Annotated in this window: 14 protein-coding genes; 13 read left to right on the plus strand and 1 reads right to left on the minus strand. The window is 59.8% G+C overall.

Annotated elements, in window-relative coordinates; genetic code table 11:
- Positions 1-104 precede the first annotated feature (104 nt).
- The 13 genes from J5J09_RS08715 to dnaE all read left to right on the plus strand — a co-directional run bounded on the left by J5J09_RS08715 (position 105) and on the right by dnaE (position 17075).
- A complete protein-coding gene (locus J5J09_RS08715) occupies positions 105-719 on the plus strand; it encodes an NADH-quinone oxidoreductase subunit J (protein WP_208549257.1) in 615 nt (204 codons plus the stop codon).
- A 28-nt stretch (positions 720-747) separates the two neighbouring features.
- Positions 748-1056 carry an NADH-quinone oxidoreductase subunit NuoK gene (gene nuoK / locus J5J09_RS08720; protein ID WP_208549258.1) on the plus strand — a complete coding sequence of 103 codons (309 nt, stop codon included), beginning with the start codon at positions 748-750 and terminating at the stop codon, positions 1054-1056.
- A 7-nt stretch (positions 1057-1063) separates the two neighbouring features.
- Positions 1064-3064: an NADH-quinone oxidoreductase subunit L gene (gene nuoL / locus J5J09_RS08725; RefSeq protein ID WP_208549259.1), complete on the plus strand. Its 2001-nt coding sequence runs from the start codon at positions 1064-1066 to the stop codon at positions 3062-3064.
- The gene (locus tag J5J09_RS08730) at positions 3064-4575 is read left to right on the plus strand and encodes an NADH-quinone oxidoreductase subunit M (protein ID WP_208549260.1); all 1512 of its coding nucleotides are present in this window, start codon (positions 3064-3066) and stop codon (positions 4573-4575) included. The genes nuoL and J5J09_RS08730 overlap by 1 nt, the downstream gene beginning before the upstream one ends.
- A gap of 18 nt (positions 4576-4593) precedes the next feature.
- Positions 4594-6039: an NADH-quinone oxidoreductase subunit NuoN gene (nuoN, locus tag J5J09_RS08735; protein WP_208549261.1), complete on the plus strand. Its 1446-nt coding sequence runs from the start codon at positions 4594-4596 to the stop codon at positions 6037-6039.
- 5 nt (positions 6040-6044) lie between these two features.
- Positions 6045-6824 (plus strand): biotin--[acetyl-CoA-carboxylase] ligase, encoded by a 780-nt coding sequence (locus J5J09_RS08740; RefSeq protein WP_208553394.1) that lies wholly within the window; start codon positions 6045-6047, stop codon positions 6822-6824.
- The gene (locus J5J09_RS08745) at positions 6821-8488 is read left to right on the plus strand and encodes a ribonuclease J (protein WP_208549262.1); all 1668 of its coding nucleotides are present in this window, start codon (positions 6821-6823) and stop codon (positions 8486-8488) included. Before J5J09_RS08740 ends, J5J09_RS08745 begins: the two co-directional genes overlap by 4 nt.
- Positions 8489-8545: 57 nt before the next feature.
- A complete protein-coding gene (mce, locus tag J5J09_RS08750; protein ID WP_208549263.1) occupies positions 8546-8950 on the plus strand; it encodes a methylmalonyl-CoA epimerase in 405 nt (134 codons plus the stop codon).
- A gap of 80 nt (positions 8951-9030) precedes the next feature.
- Positions 9031-9300 carry a DUF1467 family protein gene (locus tag J5J09_RS08755; RefSeq protein ID WP_208549264.1) on the plus strand — a complete coding sequence of 90 codons (270 nt, stop codon included), beginning with the start codon at positions 9031-9033 and terminating at the stop codon, positions 9298-9300.
- A 479-nt stretch (positions 9301-9779) separates the two neighbouring features.
- The gene (gene proS, locus J5J09_RS08760) at positions 9780-11102 is read left to right on the plus strand and encodes a proline--tRNA ligase (protein WP_208549265.1); all 1323 of its coding nucleotides are present in this window, start codon (positions 9780-9782) and stop codon (positions 11100-11102) included.
- Between the two features lie 36 nt (positions 11103-11138).
- Positions 11139-12446: a lipoprotein-releasing ABC transporter permease subunit gene (locus J5J09_RS08765; protein WP_208549266.1), complete on the plus strand. Its 1308-nt coding sequence runs from the start codon at positions 11139-11141 to the stop codon at positions 12444-12446.
- 12 nt (positions 12447-12458) lie between these two features.
- A complete protein-coding gene (locus J5J09_RS08770; protein ID WP_208549267.1) occupies positions 12459-13169 on the plus strand; it encodes an ABC transporter ATP-binding protein in 711 nt (236 codons plus the stop codon).
- Positions 13170-13583: 414 nt separating this feature from the next.
- The gene (gene dnaE, locus J5J09_RS08775; protein WP_208549268.1) at positions 13584-17075 is read left to right on the plus strand and encodes a DNA polymerase III subunit alpha; all 3492 of its coding nucleotides are present in this window, start codon (positions 13584-13586) and stop codon (positions 17073-17075) included.
- Between the two features lie 15 nt (positions 17076-17090).
- On the opposite strand, the gene J5J09_RS08780 is transcribed toward dnaE, so the two are convergent.
- The gene (locus J5J09_RS08780; RefSeq protein WP_208549269.1) at positions 17091-18329 is read right to left on the minus strand and encodes a L,D-transpeptidase family protein; all 1239 of its coding nucleotides are present in this window, start codon (positions 18327-18329) and stop codon (positions 17091-17093) included.
- Positions 18330-18363: the final 34 nt, after the last annotated feature.

Below are 18363 nucleotides of genomic sequence, written 5' to 3' on the forward strand. Positions count from 1 at the left end.
ACTTGGAACCGAGGCACCCGGCCGTTGGGGATAGCGGCTTTGGGACGCCAGTCGGATCGCGGCACCTCCTCGCCGCATCCGGGGGAAGATGAAAAGGCACGACGATGGGTCTGCAGGCAATATTTTTCTATCTCTTCGCCATTGTCGCGGTGGCGTCGGCATTCATGGTCATCTCGGCAAGGAACCCGGTCCACTCGGTCCTGTTCCTCATCCTGACCTTCTTCAATGCCGCCGGTCTTTTCCTGCTCACGGGTGCCGAGTTCCTGGCGATGATTCTCCTCGTCGTTTATGTCGGCGCGGTGGCGGTTCTCTTCCTCTTCGTGGTGATGATGCTGGACATCGATTTCACCGAATTGAGGGCAGGGGCGCTGAAATATGCTCCGGTCGGCGCTTTGATCGGGCTCGTCGTGGCGGCTGAGCTCGTGTTCGTGATCGGCGGTAGCACTCTCTCGCCGGAAGCGCTGAACGCGATCAAGATGCCGATCCCCGCGGCGGCCGAGCGGACCAACACGGCGGCTCTCGGCGATGTGCTTTACACCAACTACGTCTATTTCTTCCAGATCGCCGGCCTGGTTCTTCTGGTCGCGATGATCGGCGCCATCGTGCTGACGCTCCGCCACCGGCAGAACATCAAGCGGCAGGATATCTCCCAGCAGGTTGCCCGTACGCCGGCGACCGCCGTGAAGGTGGTCAAGGTCAAGCCGGGCCAGGGCGTCTGAGGCAGCGGAAAGGTCAAGGAACAAGAATATGGAAATCGGTCTTTCCCACTACCTGACGGTCAGCGCCATCCTCTTCACGCTCGGCGTCTTCGGCATTTTACTCAACCGCAAGAACGTCATCGTCATCCTGATGTCGGTCGAACTGATCCTGCTCGCGGTGAACATCAATATGGTGGCCTTTTCGGCCTTCCTCAACGACATCGTGGGTCAGGTCTTTGCCCTGTTCATCCTGACGGTGGCGGCCGCGGAAGCCGCGATCGGTCTCGCGATCCTCGTTGTCTTCTATCGCAACCGCGGTTCGATCGCCGTGGAAGACGTCAATATGATGAAGGGCTGATACGGCTATGCTTATCTACAAGGCTATTGTCTTTCTGCCGCTGATCGGTTCGATCATTGCTGGCCTTTTCGGACGCCAGATTGGCGCCAAGGCGTCGGAGTATATCACCACGGGCCTGATGATCATCGCGGCCGCGCTGTCGTGGGTTGTCTTCATCAATGTCGGCCTCGGTCACGGCGAAGGCCACGAAGTCATCAAGGTCTCGGTACTGCGCTGGATCCAGTCCGGCGGCATCGACGTCGAGTGGTCGCTGCGTATCGACACGCTGACAGCAGTCATGCTGGTCGTGGTCAACAGCGTGTCGACGCTCGTTCACCTCTATTCGATCGGCTACATGCATCACGATCCGCATCGGCCGCGCTTCTTCTCCTACCTGTCGCTGTTCACCTTCGCCATGCTCATGCTGGTGACGTCCGACAACCTGCTGCAGATGTTCTTCGGCTGGGAAGGCGTGGGTCTGGCGTCGTATCTGCTGATCGGTTTCTGGTTTAAGAAGCCGTCGGCCAACGCAGCTGCGATGAAAGCCTTCATCGTCAACCGCGTCGGTGACTTTGGCTTCATCCTGGGTATCTCCGGCGTCTTCGTGTTGTTTGGTTCGATTAATTTCGAAACCATCTTCGCTGCCGCGCAATCCTACCTGCCGGCTGAGGGTGCCGAAGCCGGCGAGGCGATCATCAACCTCTTCGGTATGAGCCTCGACAAGGGACATGCGATCACAGCTGTCTGCCTGCTGCTCTTCATGGGCGCCATGGGCAAGTCCGCGCAGTTCCTGCTGCACACCTGGTTGCCGGACGCGATGGAAGGCCCGACCCCGGTGTCGGCGCTCATCCACGCCGCGACCATGGTTACCGCCGGCGTCTTCCTCGTCGCCCGCATGTCGCCGTTGTTCGAACTGTCGCCCGATGCGCTGACCTTCGTTACTATCATCGGCGCGATCACGGCCTTCTTTGCCGCGACCGTGGGTCTCGTTCAGAACGATATCAAGCGCGTCATCGCTTATTCGACCTGCTCGCAGCTCGGCTACATGTTCGTGGCGCTGGGTCTGGGCGCCTATGGCGCCGCCATCTTCCACCTCTTCACGCACGCCTTCTTCAAGGCGCTTCTGTTCCTTGGCGCCGGCTCCGTTATCCATGCCGTCGACGGCGAGCAGGACATGCGCTACATGGGCGGCCTTCGGAAGCACATTCCTTGGACGTTTGCGGCGATGACCGTTGGAACCCTCGCTCTGACGGGTGTCGGTATTCCCGGGACGATGATCGGCTTTGCCGGCTTCTTCTCGAAGGACGTTATCATCGAATCCGCCTACGCGTCGCATTCGTCGGTCGCTGGGTTCGCCTTCGCTCTGCTCGTGATAGCCGCGCTGTTCACAAGTTTCTACTCCTGGCGTCTGGCGTTCCTGACGTTCTTCGGCAAGCCACGGGCCTCCGCCGATGTCATGCATCATGTTCATGAATCGCCGATGGTCATGCTCTTCCCGCTGGCCGTTCTCACCGTCGGTGCCGTGCTGGCCGGTCTTGTCTTCGAAGGTTACTTCTTCGGCCATCACTATGCCGAATTCTGGAAGGGCGCGTTGTTCACGCTGCCGGAAAACGAGATTCTGGAAGAGTTCCACCACGTACCGGTCTGGGTGAAGTGGAGCCCGTTCGCGGCGATGCTGATCGGTTTCCTGACGGCCTGGTACATGTACATCAAGTCGCCTGAAACGCCGAAGGTCCTCGCCCGCCAGCACCACGTGCTCTACCAGTTCCTGCTGAACAAGTGGTACTTCGACGAACTGTACGACTTCCTGTTCGTCCGCTCGGCCAAGGCGCTCGGCTACTTCTTCTGGAAGAAGGGTGACGTCGGCGTCATCGACACCTACGGCCCGAATGGCGTGGCTGACGCGGTCACCTCGACGACGCAGCGTATCGTCCGCCTGCAGTCCGGTTACCTTTATCATTATGCCTTCGCGATGCTGATCGGCATCGCCGCCCTTGTTACCTGGATGATGCTCGGGAGTTCCCTCTGATGACCGCTTGGCCCATTCTCTCGACGGTCACGTTCCTGCCGCTCGTCGGCGTGCTGCTTCTGCTTCTGACGCGTGACGACACCAACCTCGGCAAGCGCAACGTCAAGAATGTCGCGTTGCTGACGACGGTCTTCACCTTCGTCGTTTCTCTGTTCGTCTGGCTCGGTTTCGACAACGCCAATCCGGGCTTCCAGATGGTGGAGAAGCATGAGTGGCTGAACACGGGCATTTCCTATCACGTCGGAGTCGACGGCATCTCGATGCTGTTCGTTATCCTGACAACGTTCCTGATGCCCTTCTGCATCCTGGCGAGCTGGTTCTCGATCGAGAAGCGCATCAAGGACTACATGATCGCCTTCCTGCTGCTCGAGACGCTGATGATCGGCGTGTTCGTGTCGCTAGACATTGTGCTGTTCTACGTCTTCTTCGAAGCCGGCCTGATACCTATGTTCATCATCATAGGTGTCTGGGGTGGCAAGGATCGCGTCTACGCGTCCTACAAGTTCTTCCTCTACACCTTGCTCGGTTCGGTTCTGATGCTGCTCGCCATCATGGCGATGTACTGGGAAGCCGGCACGACCGACATCACACAGCTTTTGACGCACCAGTTCCCGGCTGGCATGCAGACATGGCTGTGGCTTGCCTTCTTCGCTTCCTTTGCGGTGAAGATGCCGATGTGGCCGGTGCACACCTGGCTTCCGGATGCGCACGTGCAGGCACCGACTGCGGGCTCGATGATTCTCGCGGGCATCCTGCTGAAGCTCGGCGGCTACGGTTTCCTGCGTTTTTCGCTGCCGATGTTCCCGTTGGCATCGGACTATTTCGCGCCGTTCGTCTTTACGCTGTCAGTGATCGCGATCATCTACACCTCGCTGGTCGCCCTGATGCAGGAGGATATGAAGAAGGTCATCGCCTATTCGTCCGTCGCTCACATGGGCTACGTCACGATGGGTACGTTTGCCGCCAACGCGCAGGGCGTTCAGGGCGCCATCTTCCAGATGATCAGCCACGGCTTCGTCTCGGCCGCGCTCTTCTTCTGCGTTGGCGTCATCTACGACCGCCTTCACACCCGTGATATCGCGGCCTATGGCGGCCTGGCGAACAACATGCCGAAATATGCCGTCGCTTTCATGATCTTCACGATGGCGAACGTCGGCCTTCCGGGCACCTCCGGTTTCGTCGGCGAGTTCCTGACCCTGATCGGCGTCTTCCGCGCCAATACCTGGGTGGCGCTCTTCGCGGCGACGGGCGTGATCCTCTCGGCAGGCTACTCGCTCTGGCTCTATCGCCGCGTGGTGTTCGGGGCTCTTGAGAAGGAAAGCCTCAAGGCTATGCTCGACCTCAGTGGCCGGGAAAAGCTCATCCTCTACCCGCTGATCGCGCTGACCATCCTCTTCGGCGTCTATCCGGCTCCGATCTTCGATGCGACGGCGGCTTCGGTCGATCTCTTGATCAACAACTATACGGCTGCATTGCAGGCGGCGCAGAACGTTGCGCTCACGGTGAACTGACGACAGGACCCATTGGACATGACCGCAGAAACTCTCGTTGCTAGCCTGCATCTGATCGCGCCGGAGCTGATCCTCGCGGTTGGCGCCATGGTTCTCCTGATGATCGGCGTCTTCTCTGGCGAGAAGTCGGCGACGACAGTCACCGGGCTCGCCGTTGCGCTCCTCATCGCCTCCGGGATGTGGATGCTGCTGGTTCCCGCGCAGGGCGAGGCCTTTGGCGGCGCCTATGTCGCCGATGGCTTCGGGACCTTCATGAAGGTTCTGGCACTCGTCGGCTCCATCACCGCCATGATCATGGCCGTCGGACATGCCCGCTTCGACCATCTCGACAAGTTCGAGTTCCCAGTCCTGCTGGTGCTGGCGACGCTCGGCGTCATGCTGATGATCTCCGCCAACGACATGATCTCGCTCTACCTGTCGCTCGAGCTGCAGTCGCTGGCGCTGTATGTCGTCGCCGCAATCAACCGTGACAGCCTTCGGTCTACCGAAGCGGGCCTGAAGTATTTCGTACTCGGTGCTCTGTCGTCGGGCATGCTGCTGTACGGTATGTCTCTGATCTACGGTTTCACCGGCAATACCGGTTTCGACGAGATCGCACGCGTTCTGACTTCGGGCGAACCGCAGCTTGGCTTTATCTTCGGCCTCGTGTTCGTTCTCGCCGGCCTTGCTTTCAAGATATCCGCCGTTCCCTTCCATATGTGGACGCCGGACGTCTACGAGGGCGCACCGACGCCGGTCACCGCATTCCTGGCCGCCGCGCCGAAGGTCGGCGCGATGGCGATCCTCGTGCGCATCGTCATTGAAGCCTTCCAGCCGGTCTTCGCCGAATGGCAGCAGATCGTCGTTTTCATTTCGATTGCCTCCATGGTGCTCGGTTCGTTCGCCGCGATCGGCCAGCGAAACATCAAGCGCCTGATGGCATACTCCTCGATCGGTCACATGGGCTACGCGCTCGTCGGCCTGGCCGCCGGCTCGAAAACCGGCGTGTCCGGCGTGATACTCTACATGCTGATCTATCTCGTCATGACGCTCGGCACCTTTGCCTGCATCATGGCGATGCGCCGCAAGGAAGGCGGCAATGTAGAGAACATCGAAGATCTGGCCGGCCTTTCGACGACCAAGCCGTTCATGGCAGTGGTTCTGACCGCCCTGATGTTCTCGCTCGCTGGCATTCCGCCACTCGCCGGTTTCTTCGGAAAGTACTTCGTCTTCATCGCGGCGATCGAAGCCAAGCTTTATGCGCTGGCCATCATCGGCGTACTCGCTTCGGTCGTTGGCGCTTATTACTACCTGCGCATCGTCAAGGTCATGTGGTTTGACGAAGCGAGCGGCGAGTTCGCGCGTATCGCAGGTGAACTGCGTCTTGTCTTCGGCCTCTCCGGTGTCTTCGTGATCGGCTATGTCCTGTTCGGCGGTCCGATCGGCAATGCGGCTGACGTCGCCGCCCAGTCGCTCTTCTATTGAGCCGGCTGGTGGCTGACCGGGCGCTGTCGCTCGGGGACTTCCGGCACGAGGCATTGGGCGAGGTGTCGTCCACCAATGCCGAGTGCCTGGAAAGGGCAAGGCAAGGCGATCCCGGAAATCTCTGGCTTACGGCGACCGCCCAAACGGGCGGTCGTGGCCGTAGAGGACGGACCTGGCACTCGGCGCCGGGAAACCTTTACGCCTCGCTCCTGTTGATCGATCCTGCGCCGATGGAGGCTCTTGGATCTCTACCGCTTGCAGTGGCTCTGGCCGTTTATGGTGCGGTGCGTCGTGTCGTTCCGCCTGGCTCTGATTTGGTCGAAATCAAGTGGCCGAATGACATCCTTATTGGTCGTCGAAAGACCTGCGGCATTCTCATTGAGGGAGAGCGGCTTACGGATGGCCGCCAGGCCGTGGTGGTCGGCATCGGTGTCAATATTGCTTTCAAGCCCGACCTCTCTAATTATCCCGTGACATGCCTTCGCGAGCATGGGGCGTCCGCCTCTCCCGAAGAAGTGTTTGCAGGGCTGTTCTCCAGCATGGTCGATGCGCTGTCGCTCTGGAAAAAGGGCGTGGGCGTCGCAGCTGTCGTGTCGCGCTGGCGATACGCGGCTTGCGGCATGGGAGAGAGAATTACGGTGAATCTCACCGATCGCGCGATTTCCGGCCTATTTTCCGGAATCGATGATAAAGGCCTTCTTCTGCTGACGCAGGATGACGGGCGAAGAATGACGATCGCCGCGGGCGACGTCTTCTTTGAACAAACTGGACTAGAAAAAGAATGAGCAACAAAGACGAACTGGTGTTTCTGCCGCTGGGCGGTGTTGGCGAGATCGGGATGAACCTCGCCCTATACGGTTACGGGCCGCCGACGAACCGCCAGTGGATCATGGTCGACTGCGGTGTGACCTTTCCCGGTCCGGACCTGCCCGGCGTCGACCTCGTGCTTCCTGACATCCGCTACATCGCTGCAGAGCGTAAGAACCTGAAGGCGATCATCATCACCCACGCTCACGAGGATCACTTCGGCGGGCTGAACGATATCTGGCCCGGCCTCAATGTGCCTGTGTACGCTTCTGGCTTCACGGCAGGCCTCCTGGAGGCCAAGCGCGACTACGAAGGGTCGAGAGCCGATATTCCGATCACGCCGTTCAAGGCAGGCGATGTCATCAATATAGGCCCGTTCTCGGTCGAGGCTGTCGGCGTCAATCACTCGATCCCCGAGCCGATGTCGCTGGTCATCCGCACGCCACTGGGTAATCTCGTCCACACCGGAGACTGGAAGATTGACCACGCGCCGTCCTTGGGGCCGCTGACCGATGAACAGAAGTTCCGTGCCGTCGGCGACGAGGGCGTCCTCGCACTGATGTGCGACAGCACCAACGCCATGCGCGACGGCATCTCACCATCCGAGAAAGAGGTATCTGCCGGGCTGCGCAAGATCATCGAAAGCGCCGAGGGCAGGGTGGCGATCACCACCTTCTCGTCCAACGTCGGTCGTATCCGCTCGATTGCCCAGGCTGCGGAGGCTGCAGGCCGCGAGGTGCTGCTGCTCGGCAGCTCTCTGAAGCGCGTCGTCGCGGTTGCCGACGATCTCGGACTGATGGAGGGGCTTAAGCCCTTTATCGCGGAAGACGAATACGGCTACATCCCGCGTGATCGTGTGGTCGTGATTTTGACCGGAAGCCAGGGCGAGCCCCGCGCGGCGCTCGCTAAGCTCTCGCGCGACGAGATGCGCAATGTCGCGCTGGCCTCGGGCGATACGGTCGTGTTCTCCTCGCGGGCGATCCCGGGCAACGAAAAGGCCATCCTCGACATCAAGAACGGCCTCATCGAGCAGGGCGTGCATATTGTGACCGACAGCGATGCGCTGGTGCACGTTTCCGGCCATCCGCGTCGCAACGAATTGCTGCAGATGTACCAGTGGGTTCGACCGCAGATATTGGTGCCCGTTCATGGAGAGGCGGCGCATCTGATGGCGCAGGCCGAACTGGGACGCCAGGCCGGCATCCAAAGCGTGCCGAAGGTTCGCAACGGTGATGTTCTTCGTCTTGCTCCCGGCCCGGCTGAAGTGATCGACCACGCGCCGTTTGGCCGCATCTACAAGGATGGCAAGCTGATCGGCGATATGGACGAGATGGGCATCTCCAATCGCAAGAAGCTTTCTTATGTGGGCCATGTCGCGGTCAACGTGCTTCTCGACAGTCGTTACGATTTCATGGGCGACCCCGAGGTGGTGCCGTTCGGCCTGCCGGTCTATGACGACGAGGGAGAGGACATGGAGGATGTGCTTTACGACGCCATTCTCGGCGCTGTCGAAAGCATACCCCGCGCGCGACGCAAGGATCTTGAAGGATTGCGCGAGTCCATCCGCCGGGCGGTGCGCTCGGCCGCCAACGAGACCTGGGGCAAGAAGCCCATCGTTACGGTCTTCATAACGAAAGTCTGATGGCAGGCGGCAGATCGCGGCGTTAGGGTCGTGGCACGTTCGCTGAGGAGGTTCCCCATGCTAGGTCGCGTCAACCATGTCGCAATCGCGGTTCCGGATCTGACGGCCGCCACGGCGGCTTACCGGGATACACTGGGGGCAAAGGTGTCTCAGGCTCAGGCCCTTCCGGAACACGGCGTGACCGTTGTGTTCGTGGAACTGCCGAACACCAAGATCGAACTCCTGGAACCGCTAGGAGAGAATTCTCCGATCGCCGCTTTCCTCGACAAGAATCCGTCAGGCGGTATGCATCACGTCTGCTACGAGGTGGACGACATTCTCCATGCGCGGGATCAGCTTTCCGCGTCCGGAGCGCGGGTGTTGGGATCCGGTGAACCCAAGATTGGTGCCCACGGAAAGCCGGTGCTCTTCCTGCATCCTAAGGATTTCTTCGGCACCCTCATCGAACTTGAGCAGGTGTGACGAAAAGCGCGTTCGTTGCATTTTGCCAGACATGACGTTTGCCTCTATAAGCGGCCTTCCATTCAACGGAAGTTCTCGAGATGCAGTTCCTCTCCGCCTTCGCCGTCTACTTCATCATCTGGTGGATCACCCTGTTCATGATCCTGCCGATCGGCCTGCGGACACAGGCGGATGAAAACGAGATCGTTCCTGGCAGTGCGGAAAGCGCACCCGCGCGGTTCCGGGGAGGGCGTGTCGTCCTTCTGACGACACTGGTATCCGGCATCATTTATGGCGGATGGCTTGTGGCCGAGACGTGGTTCGGGATCAGTTTCGACAGCCTTCCGACAATCCTGCCGAGCTTCGAATAACCGCTTTCCCCTGTCCGCAGTCGCTTCGTTGCGAAATTCTCAAAAAAAAACAAGGCCGTGAGGCCTTGTTCAAGTATCGCGTGATCTTTCACCATTTAAGGGGCTGCGAACGGGCGCGCCTAAGATCTGATCCTCCCAAGACTTGACCGCGAAATCGGCAAGAATTTAATCTCCCTGCCTCTTTTGTGGGCTAAAGCTAGCCTAACGGATTGGCTTTGTCACCTCTTTTTTGCAAATTTGCTACAGTTGTTGATAAAAAATTTTTCCAGCGTAAATGCCTCGAAAAAATTCATATTCCCGCCATGCTCGTTCATCCGACCTGTAACGTTTCGGTCTCCTTCGGAACGCTGTTTTGGCCGGCTAGGCGGTGGGTGACGCGGGTTTCCTTCCCGTGTCGAACCGGTTATGAACGCATCCGAATATTGTTGCCGTCCGGCTGATTCCGCATAAGCGGAGAGCCTCATTCATTGGAAACCGTCATGCGTCTGTCGCGCTATTTCATGCCGATCCTCAAGGAGAATCCGAAGGAAGCGGAAATTGTCTCCCACCGTCTCATGCTGCGCACCGGCATGATCCGTCAGCAGAGCCAGGGCATCTATTCCTGGCTGCCGCTCGGCAAGCGCGTGCTCGACAAGGTGAATGCGATCATCCGCGAGGAGCAGAACCGATCGGGAGCGATAGAACTGCTGATGCCGACGCTGCAGTCAGCCGAACTCTGGCAGGAAAGCGGACGTTACGATGACTACGGCAAGGAGATGCTGCGCATAAAGGATCGTCAGGAGCGCCCGATGCTCTACGGTCCGACCAACGAGGAGATGATCACCGACATCTTCCGGTCCTACGTCAAGTCATACAAGAGCCTTCCGCTCAATCTCTACCACATCCAGCTGAAGTTCCGCGACGAGATCCGTCCGCGGTTCGGCACCATGCGGTCGCGCGAGTTCCTGATGAAGGACGCCTATTCCTTCGATCTGACCCAGGCCGATGCGATCCATTCCTATAACAAGATGTTCGTAGCCTATCTCCGCACCTTCTCGCGGCTCGGCCTGCGCGCTATTCCGATGCGTGCCGACACCGGCCCGATTGGCGGCAACCACAGCCATGAATTCATCATTCTCGCCGACACCGGTGAATCCGAGGTCTTCTCGCACAAGGCTTTTGTTGATTTCGACATCCCGGCAGAAAACACCGATTTCGACGACGTCGCCGGTCTGCAGGCCGTGTTCGACAAGTGGACCTCCGTTTACGCAGCCACCTCGGAAATGCATGACGAAGCGGCATTCAGCGCTATTCCGGAGGCTGATCGCCTGTCGGCCCGCGGCATCGAGGTCGGGCATATCTTCTATTTTGGCACCAAGTATTCGGAGCCCATGGGCGCCAAGGTGCAGGGTCCGGACGGCAAGGAGCACCTTGTCCACATGGGATCGTACGGCATCGGACCCACCCGCCTTGTTCCCGCCATCATCGAGGCCTCGCATGACGAGAACGGCATTATCTGGCCGGCTTCGGTCGCGCCGTTCGATGTCGTCGTGATCAACATGAAGGCGGGTGACGAGGCATGTGATGCCGCATGCGAGAAGCTCTACGCCGACCTCGGAAAGGCGGGCAAGGACGTTCTCTACGACGACACCGACGACCGCGCCGGAACGAAGTTCGCGACCGCTGACCTGATCGGGGTACCGGTGCAAATCATCGCCGGCCCGCGCTCCGTCGCGAACGGCGAAGTCGAGGTCAAGGATCGCAGGACCGGCGCCCGCGAAACGATGACGATCGAAGCTGCGATCAACAAACTGACTGCCTGACGCCGCAGAGGCGTAAGCGGCGAGCGAGGAGACGAGATGGGCGCTGAAGGCTCGGGCAATGGAGAGGGAGCGGCCGTCTCCGGCCGTGGCAGCAGGCCGTTTTCGGCTTTCGAGCGTATGGTGGCATGGCGCTATCTGCGTGCTCGTCGCAAGGAGGCGTTCATTTCCGTCATCGCCGGCTTCTCCTTTGTCGGCATCATGCTGGGTGTTGGAACGCTCATCATCGTGATGGCTGTGATGAACGGTTTCAGGACCGAGTTGATTTCGCGCATCCTTGGCATCAACGGCCATATGATCGTGCAGCCGATCGACCAGCCGTTTACCGACTATGCCGATCTCGCACAGAAATTCTCGGCCGTTCCCGGCGTGACCATGGCCTTGCCTCTGGTCGAGGGGCAGACGCTGGCCTCCGGCAAGATGGGCGCCGGGACTGGCGCACTGGTTCGTGGCATCAGGGCGGAAGACCTGATCAAGCTCAAGACGGTATCCGGGAACATCCGGGCCGGCGATATGGTTGGGTTCACGGCGGGGCAGGGCATTCTCGTAGGGTCCCGCATGGCCGCCGAGCTTGGCGTGACCGCCGGTGACATGATGACTCTGGTCTCGCCGGAAGGCGACGTCACGCCCCTTGGTGTCAATCCGCGCGTCAAATCCTATGCGATCTCGGGTGTCTTCGAGATCGGCATGTCGGAATACGACTCGACGATCATCTACATGCCGCTTGAAGAGTCGCAACTCTACTTCAACGCTGATGGCTTGGTTCAGTCGATCGAGTTGTTCGTATCGAACCCCGACGCCGTCGATGAGTTGCGGCCGAAGATCGAGGAAGCGGCGGGGCGGCAGATCTTCATCACCGACTGGCGGCAGCGCAACCAGACTTTCTTCTCCGCCCTGCAGGTCGAGCGCAACGTCATGTTCATGATCCTGACCCTGATCGTCCTTGTCGCCGCGCTTAACATCATCTCAGGCCTAATCATGCTGGTGAAGGACAAGTCGAGCGATATCGCGATCCTGCGGACCATGGGCGCGCCGTCAGGCTCCGTCATGCGCATCTTCTTTATGACGGGTGCCGCCATCGGGATCACTGGCACGCTGGCCGGTGTCGTCCTTGGCGTCGTCGTCTGTCTGAACATCGAGTCGATCCGGCAGTTCTTCTCGTGGATATCGGGAACGGTCCTGTTCGATCCCGAGCTTTATTTCCTCAGCCAGCTGCCAGCAGATATGAATGTCGGGGAGACCGTGTCAGTCGTCATCATGGCACTGACGCTCTCCTTCCTTGCGACCATTTTCCCCGCCTGGCGTGCCTCACGGCTCGATCCCGTGCAGGCTCTGCGCTACGAGTGAGGTGAACGGATCATGGCGAACAAGAACAAGGTCCTTGCGCTCACGGGCATCGAAAGGCACTACGGTCAGGGCGAAACGACCCTGTCGATCCTGAAAGAAGCGAACTTCAGCCTGGAGGCTGGGGAAACGGTGGCGCTTGTCGCTCCGTCGGGAACCGGAAAGTCGACACTCCTGCATCTGGCCGGGTTGCTGGAGCATCCCGATGCTGGCGAAGTCTGGATCGGCGGCACCGCCTGCGGCGGCTTGCCGGACGAGAAGAGGACGGCGATCCGGCGCAACAGCGTGGGCTTCGTCTACCAGTTCCACCACCTGCTTCCGGAATTTTCGGCGCTCGAAAATATCATGATGCCGCAGCTGATCGCTGGCCTCTCCATGAAGGAGGCGAGCGAACGGGCCCGCCAATTGTTGGACTACATGCGCATCGGCCACCGCGCCGATCATCGTCCGGCGGAACTGTCCGGTGGCGAACAGCAGCGCGTGGCGATCGCCCGTGCCGTGGCCAACGCACCACTGGTGCTTCTGGCCGACGAACCGACCGGCAATCTTGATCCGGAAACGGCGAGCTACGTTTTCTCCGCCCTTGAGGCGCTGGTGCGACAGTCGGGACTGTCCGCTCTCATCGCCACGCACAACCACGACCTTGCTTCACGCATGGATCGCTGCGTTACTCTGCGCGAAGGCAAGATCATCGATTACGATCCGCGTAAGCCGGTCCAGCCCTGACGAAAAGAAAGCCGGGCAAGCGGATATCCGAGCCGCACTGATGCCCACGGCGGCGCGAAGCGAAAACATCGATCTCCAGGCGAGATCGATGTGAGAAGATCAATGTTTTCAGAACGTTACCAACCGACCTAGTGGGGCGTCTCTCCAGGCTTGACATTGGCACAAAAAGAGAACAAAATAAAAACATAAAGAGTAAGGAGAGAGACATGACGGAAGTACTTCGTGATATCGCCGCATTCGCCTCAATCTGCATGTTTGTTGGCAGCTTCTCAGTCCTGATGCTCGCGCTTTGATCCGGCATCGATAACAGCATTTCCGGTTGACCACCGGCCCATTCCGCTAATCTGCTCTGGACACCGGGCGCCGCTCGGTCGAAAATCCGCACCCTGAAGAAGAGTCGGAACGGGATGGATTATGGCTGACGCGGTGACGGAAATTGCGGGTGGACGCGAACTCGCGAGATCACCGGGCTTTGTCCACCTGCGTGTCCACTCGGCCTATTCGCTGTTGGAAGGCGCGTTGCCGCTGAAGAAGATCCTGTCCAAGGCGGTGGGCGACGAACAGCCGGCGATTGCCGTTACGGATACCAATAACCTTTTCGTTGCCCTGGAGTTCTCCCAGAAGGCAAAGGACGAGGGGCTGCAGCCGATCATTGGCTGCCAGCTGTCGATCGACATGGAAGACGTCGAGGACGACAAGCGCAATGGCATGAGCCGCTTGCCGGGCCTTGTGCTGTTGTCGGCGACGGCGGAAGGCTACGAGCGGCTGGTCGACATCGTCAGCCGCGCGTATCTGGCGGGTGAGGGCGGTCACGCCGTTCATATGAAGTTGTCCTGGCTTGACGAGTTCGGGACTGACGGCCTGATCGCACTGACAGGTGCGGCATCGGGACCAATCGATACTGTCATGAAGGACGGTTCGCGCGCGCTTGGCGAGCAGCGGCTCGTCAAGCTGAAGGAGCGCTTTGGCGACCGGCTTTACGTCGAACTCCAGCGTCATGGCGCCTATGATCGTCAGCACGAGCGTCGAATGGTCGAACTCGCCTACAAACATGACATACCGCTTGTTGCCACCAACGAGGCCTTCTTCCCCACTCGCGACGATTTCGATGCCCACGACGCGCTGATGGCGGTCGCCCACAATGCGATCGTGTCGGACGACAGCCGCTTTCGCTTGACCCCTGATCACTACCTGAAGAGCCGCGCCGAGATGTGCGCGCTGTTCGCGGACCTGCCGGAGGCCTTGCAGAACACGATCGAAATCGCCCGCCGTTGCTCGTTCATCCTGGATACTCGCAAGCCGATTCTGCCGCGGTTCACCGGCGGCGCCACCGATGGCGAGGAGGCTGAGCGGGCGGAGGCGCTGGAGCTTCGCCGGCAGGCGGAAGAGGGACTCGATAATCGGCTCGCCGCCCTTGGCATGTCTCCCGGATATGAGGAGAAGGATTACCGGGAGCGTCTGGAATTCGAACTGAGCGTCATCGAACGCATGAAGTTCCCGGGCTACTTCCTGATCGTTGCCGACTTCATTAAATGGGCCAAGCAGCATGACATCCCCGTCGGCCCCGGCCGCGGATCCGGTGCGGGGTCGCTCGTTGCGTATGCCCTGACGATCACGGACGTTGACCCCTTGCGGTTCTCGCTGCTGTTCGAGCGCTTTCTCAATCCGGAACGCGTGTCGATGCCGGACTTCGACATCGACTTCTGCCAGGACCGGCGCGAGGAGGTCATCCGCTACGTTCAGCAGAAGTATGGTCGCGATCAGGTTGCGCAGATCATCACCTTCGGTTCGCTTCAGGCTCGTGCTGCGCTCCGCGACGTCGGCCGCGTGCTGGAAATGCCGTACGGTCAGGTCGACAAGATCTGCAAGCTTGTGCCCAACAATCCGGCCAATCCAACACCACTCTCGAAAGCGATCGAGGAAGAGCCAAAGCTGCAGGAGGCGGCGGAGGAAGAACCCGTCGTCGCGCGCCTGCTCGACATTGCGCAGAAGATCGAGGGTCTCTACCGACACGCGTCGACGCATGCTGCCGGCATCGTGATCGGGGACCGGCCGCTGTCGAAGCTGGTGCCAATGTATCGCGATCCGCGGTCCGACATGCCCGTCACCCAGTTCAACATGAAATGGGTCGAGCAGGCCGGGCTGGTCAAATTCGACTTCCTCGGCCTCAAGACGTTGACGGTTCTGAAGACGGCCGTGGATTTCGTGAGGCGGAACAAGGGGATCGAGGTCGATCTTGCAGCGATTCCGCTCGATGACCAGAAGACCTACGAGATGCTGTCGCGCGGCGAGACCGTCGGCGTGTTCCAGGTGGAAAGTGCCGGCATGCGCAAGGCACTCATCGGCATGCGCCCCGACTGCATCGAGGATATCATCGCTCTCGTGGCGCTTTACCGCCCCGGCCCGATGGAGAACATCCCGGTCTACAACGCCCGCAAGCACGGCGAGGAAGAGATCGAATCCATCCATCCGAAGATCGATTATCTTCTGAAGGAAACCCAGGGCGTTATCGTCTACCAGGAACAGGTGATGCAGATCGCCCAGGTCTTGTCGGGCTACTCGCTCGGCGAGGCCGATCTGCTTCGTCGCGCCATGGGTAAGAAGATCAAGGAGGAGATGGACAAGCAGCGGGCCCGCTTCGTCGATGGTGCGGTCAAGAACGGCGTGTCCAAGCCGCAGGCTGACCTGATCTTCGACCTGCTCGCCAAGTTTGCCAACTACGGCTTCAACAAGTCGCACGCTGCGGCCTACGCGATCGTCTCCTATCAGACGGCCTATATGAAGGCGCACCACCCGGTCGAGTTCCTCGCCGCGTCCATGACCTACGATATGGCCAACACTGAAAAGCTGAACGATTTCCGACAGGACGCGAACCGCCTTGGCATCAAGGTCGTGCCGCCCTCCGTGCAGACATCGTTCCGGCGCTTCGAGCCCGGGGATAACTGCATCTTCTACGCGCTAGCGGCGATCAAGGGTGTCGGTGAATCGGCAGTGGAGCATATCGTCGAGGTGCGCGGCGACAAACCCTTCGACAGCATTGAGGACTTCTGCCTGCGTATTGACCCCAAGCAGGTCAACCGTCGGGTTTTCGAAAGCCTGATCGCGGCAGGCGCGTTTGACTGTTTCGGCCGTGACCGTACCGAATTGGTGACGGGTCTCGATCGCATCATCGGCTATGCGCAGAAAGCCCAGGAGGACAAGGTCAGCGGCCAATCGGATATGTTCGGCGCCGGTGCCGCGTCCGGACCGGAAAAGATCGCCTTCCCGCAGTTCATGCCGGCGCTTGCCTCGGAAAAGCTGCTGCGGGAATTCCAGGTCCTCGGCTTCTATCTCTCCGCTCATCCGCTTGATGCCTATCGCGCGGTTCTGGAAAAGATGCGCGTTCAGACCTTCGCCGACTTCTCCGCCGCCGTGAAGCAGGGCGCTACCGCCGGACGCCTTGCCGGCACGGTGACGGGAAGGCAGGAGCGCAAGACACGGACTGGCAACAAGATGGGGATCGTTACCTTCTCCGATGCCTCTGGCCAGTTCGAGGCAGTGCTGTTTTCAGAGGCGCTCAACCAGTACCGCGACATGTTAGAGGCCGGAAAGTCGCTGGTGATCACCGTGCAGGCGGACGAGCGCCCTGAAGGGATCGGCCTCCGCATCCAGACCGTCCAGTCTCTTGAGGAGAAGTCGGTCCAGATGCAGAAGGCGCTGCGGATCTACGTTCGCGATTCCGGGCCTTTGAAGTCGGTGGCTACGCATCTCAACGCCAAGGGCGATGGTCTCGTATCGTTCATCGTCATCAAGGATGAGGGTCGGCGGGAGATCGAGGTGGAACTCACCGAAAAGTATCGCATCACGCCGGACATCGCCGCGGCACTGCGCTCGGCGCCCGGAGTCATCGACGTCGAACTGGTCTAATGGCGCTCCTCGCCATCAAGCACGGGGCGTAGCACGCGTGATCGTTATGAAATCGGTCCCAAGGCCGGTCTCGCGCGTATCGCTGACGTCCGAAATGGTGATGGAAGTTCCCTCATCCAGAAGATGCGCGATCTTCTGGCGAATATCGTCCGGTATAGTCACTCGATCGAGCGCGCCCTGCAGGCTGTCAGGAGCGGCATCCGCATCGATTTCAAGACGTTCGCGGGTTGCGGGCGCCAGATGGTTGTCGAGCGTGACACCATGCCAGTCGGCCTTGCCGCTGAAGCGATTGACGTGCGTAGCTTCCAGGAAGTGCGTACCAAGCGGCTTCCCGGGATCGTCAATGGATATCGGGGCTTCAAACAGTGGTTTGAACTTTTGCCGCACGAGGATTTGACCGGTCGGCGGCTTGCCTTTGCCGGCTGCTGCGTAAATCGAGTCTATGAATTCGTCCGACAATATGTCGCCGGCGGCCGGTAGTTGTTTGCTCTCCTTATAAGCCTTGACTGCAGCGATAGTTCGGCTGCCGAGCTGGCCGTCCTGGTCGCCTGCATCGAAACCGAGAGCATTGAGCATTGCCTGTACGTCCATCACCGTTTCACGATGATCGCGACGGGTGATGAGGATGCGCAGCGGTGGAAGCGCCTCGATGGCGACGGTCGCTGTTGCCCCAAGTTTCGGTTGAACGTCCGCCACAGCCACCTCGACAGGCTCGGTGCCGGCCTCGAAAGTCGCCGGTCGCATCTCGGCATCCGACAGCAGCACGCCGTCGGCAGCGGGAATCTCCGGTTTGAAAAGCGTTGGATGAGCGATGGCCTGTGGCGTTACGGGCTCGTCGGTAATGATCACATGCGCGCCGCGCTCTGTCATCTGGAAAAGAGCTTTTGCAAATGCGCCTGGCAGGCGGACGCAGCCGTGCGACGCTGGATAGTTCGGAACGCTGCTGGATTCGTGAAGCGCTACACCCGACCAGGTGATCCGCTGCATCCAAGGCATCGGAGCGTTCGAGTAGAGGTTTGACTCGTGGTATTTGCGCTTCTCCAGGATCGAGAAGATACCCGACGGCGTCGTGTGACCAGCCTTGCCGGTCGATACGTTCGATGTCGCAACGATCTCATCCCCGTCGTAGACCGCCAGCGACTGGGTCTTTTTCGAAACGTAGATTTGCAGCGTTTCTCCGTCTCCGGCCCACGCGGCAGACGACAGCATCAGCGCGGTAAATACGCCGAGGGATACGGAGAAAGACTTGCTCATGGGCGCGTGATCCTTACGCAATACTGGATTTCCC

It is taken from the genome of Ciceribacter sp. L1K22 (genome assembly GCF_017599385.1).
In the GTDB taxonomy this organism is placed as follows: domain Bacteria; phylum Pseudomonadota; class Alphaproteobacteria; order Rhizobiales; family Rhizobiaceae; genus Allorhizobium.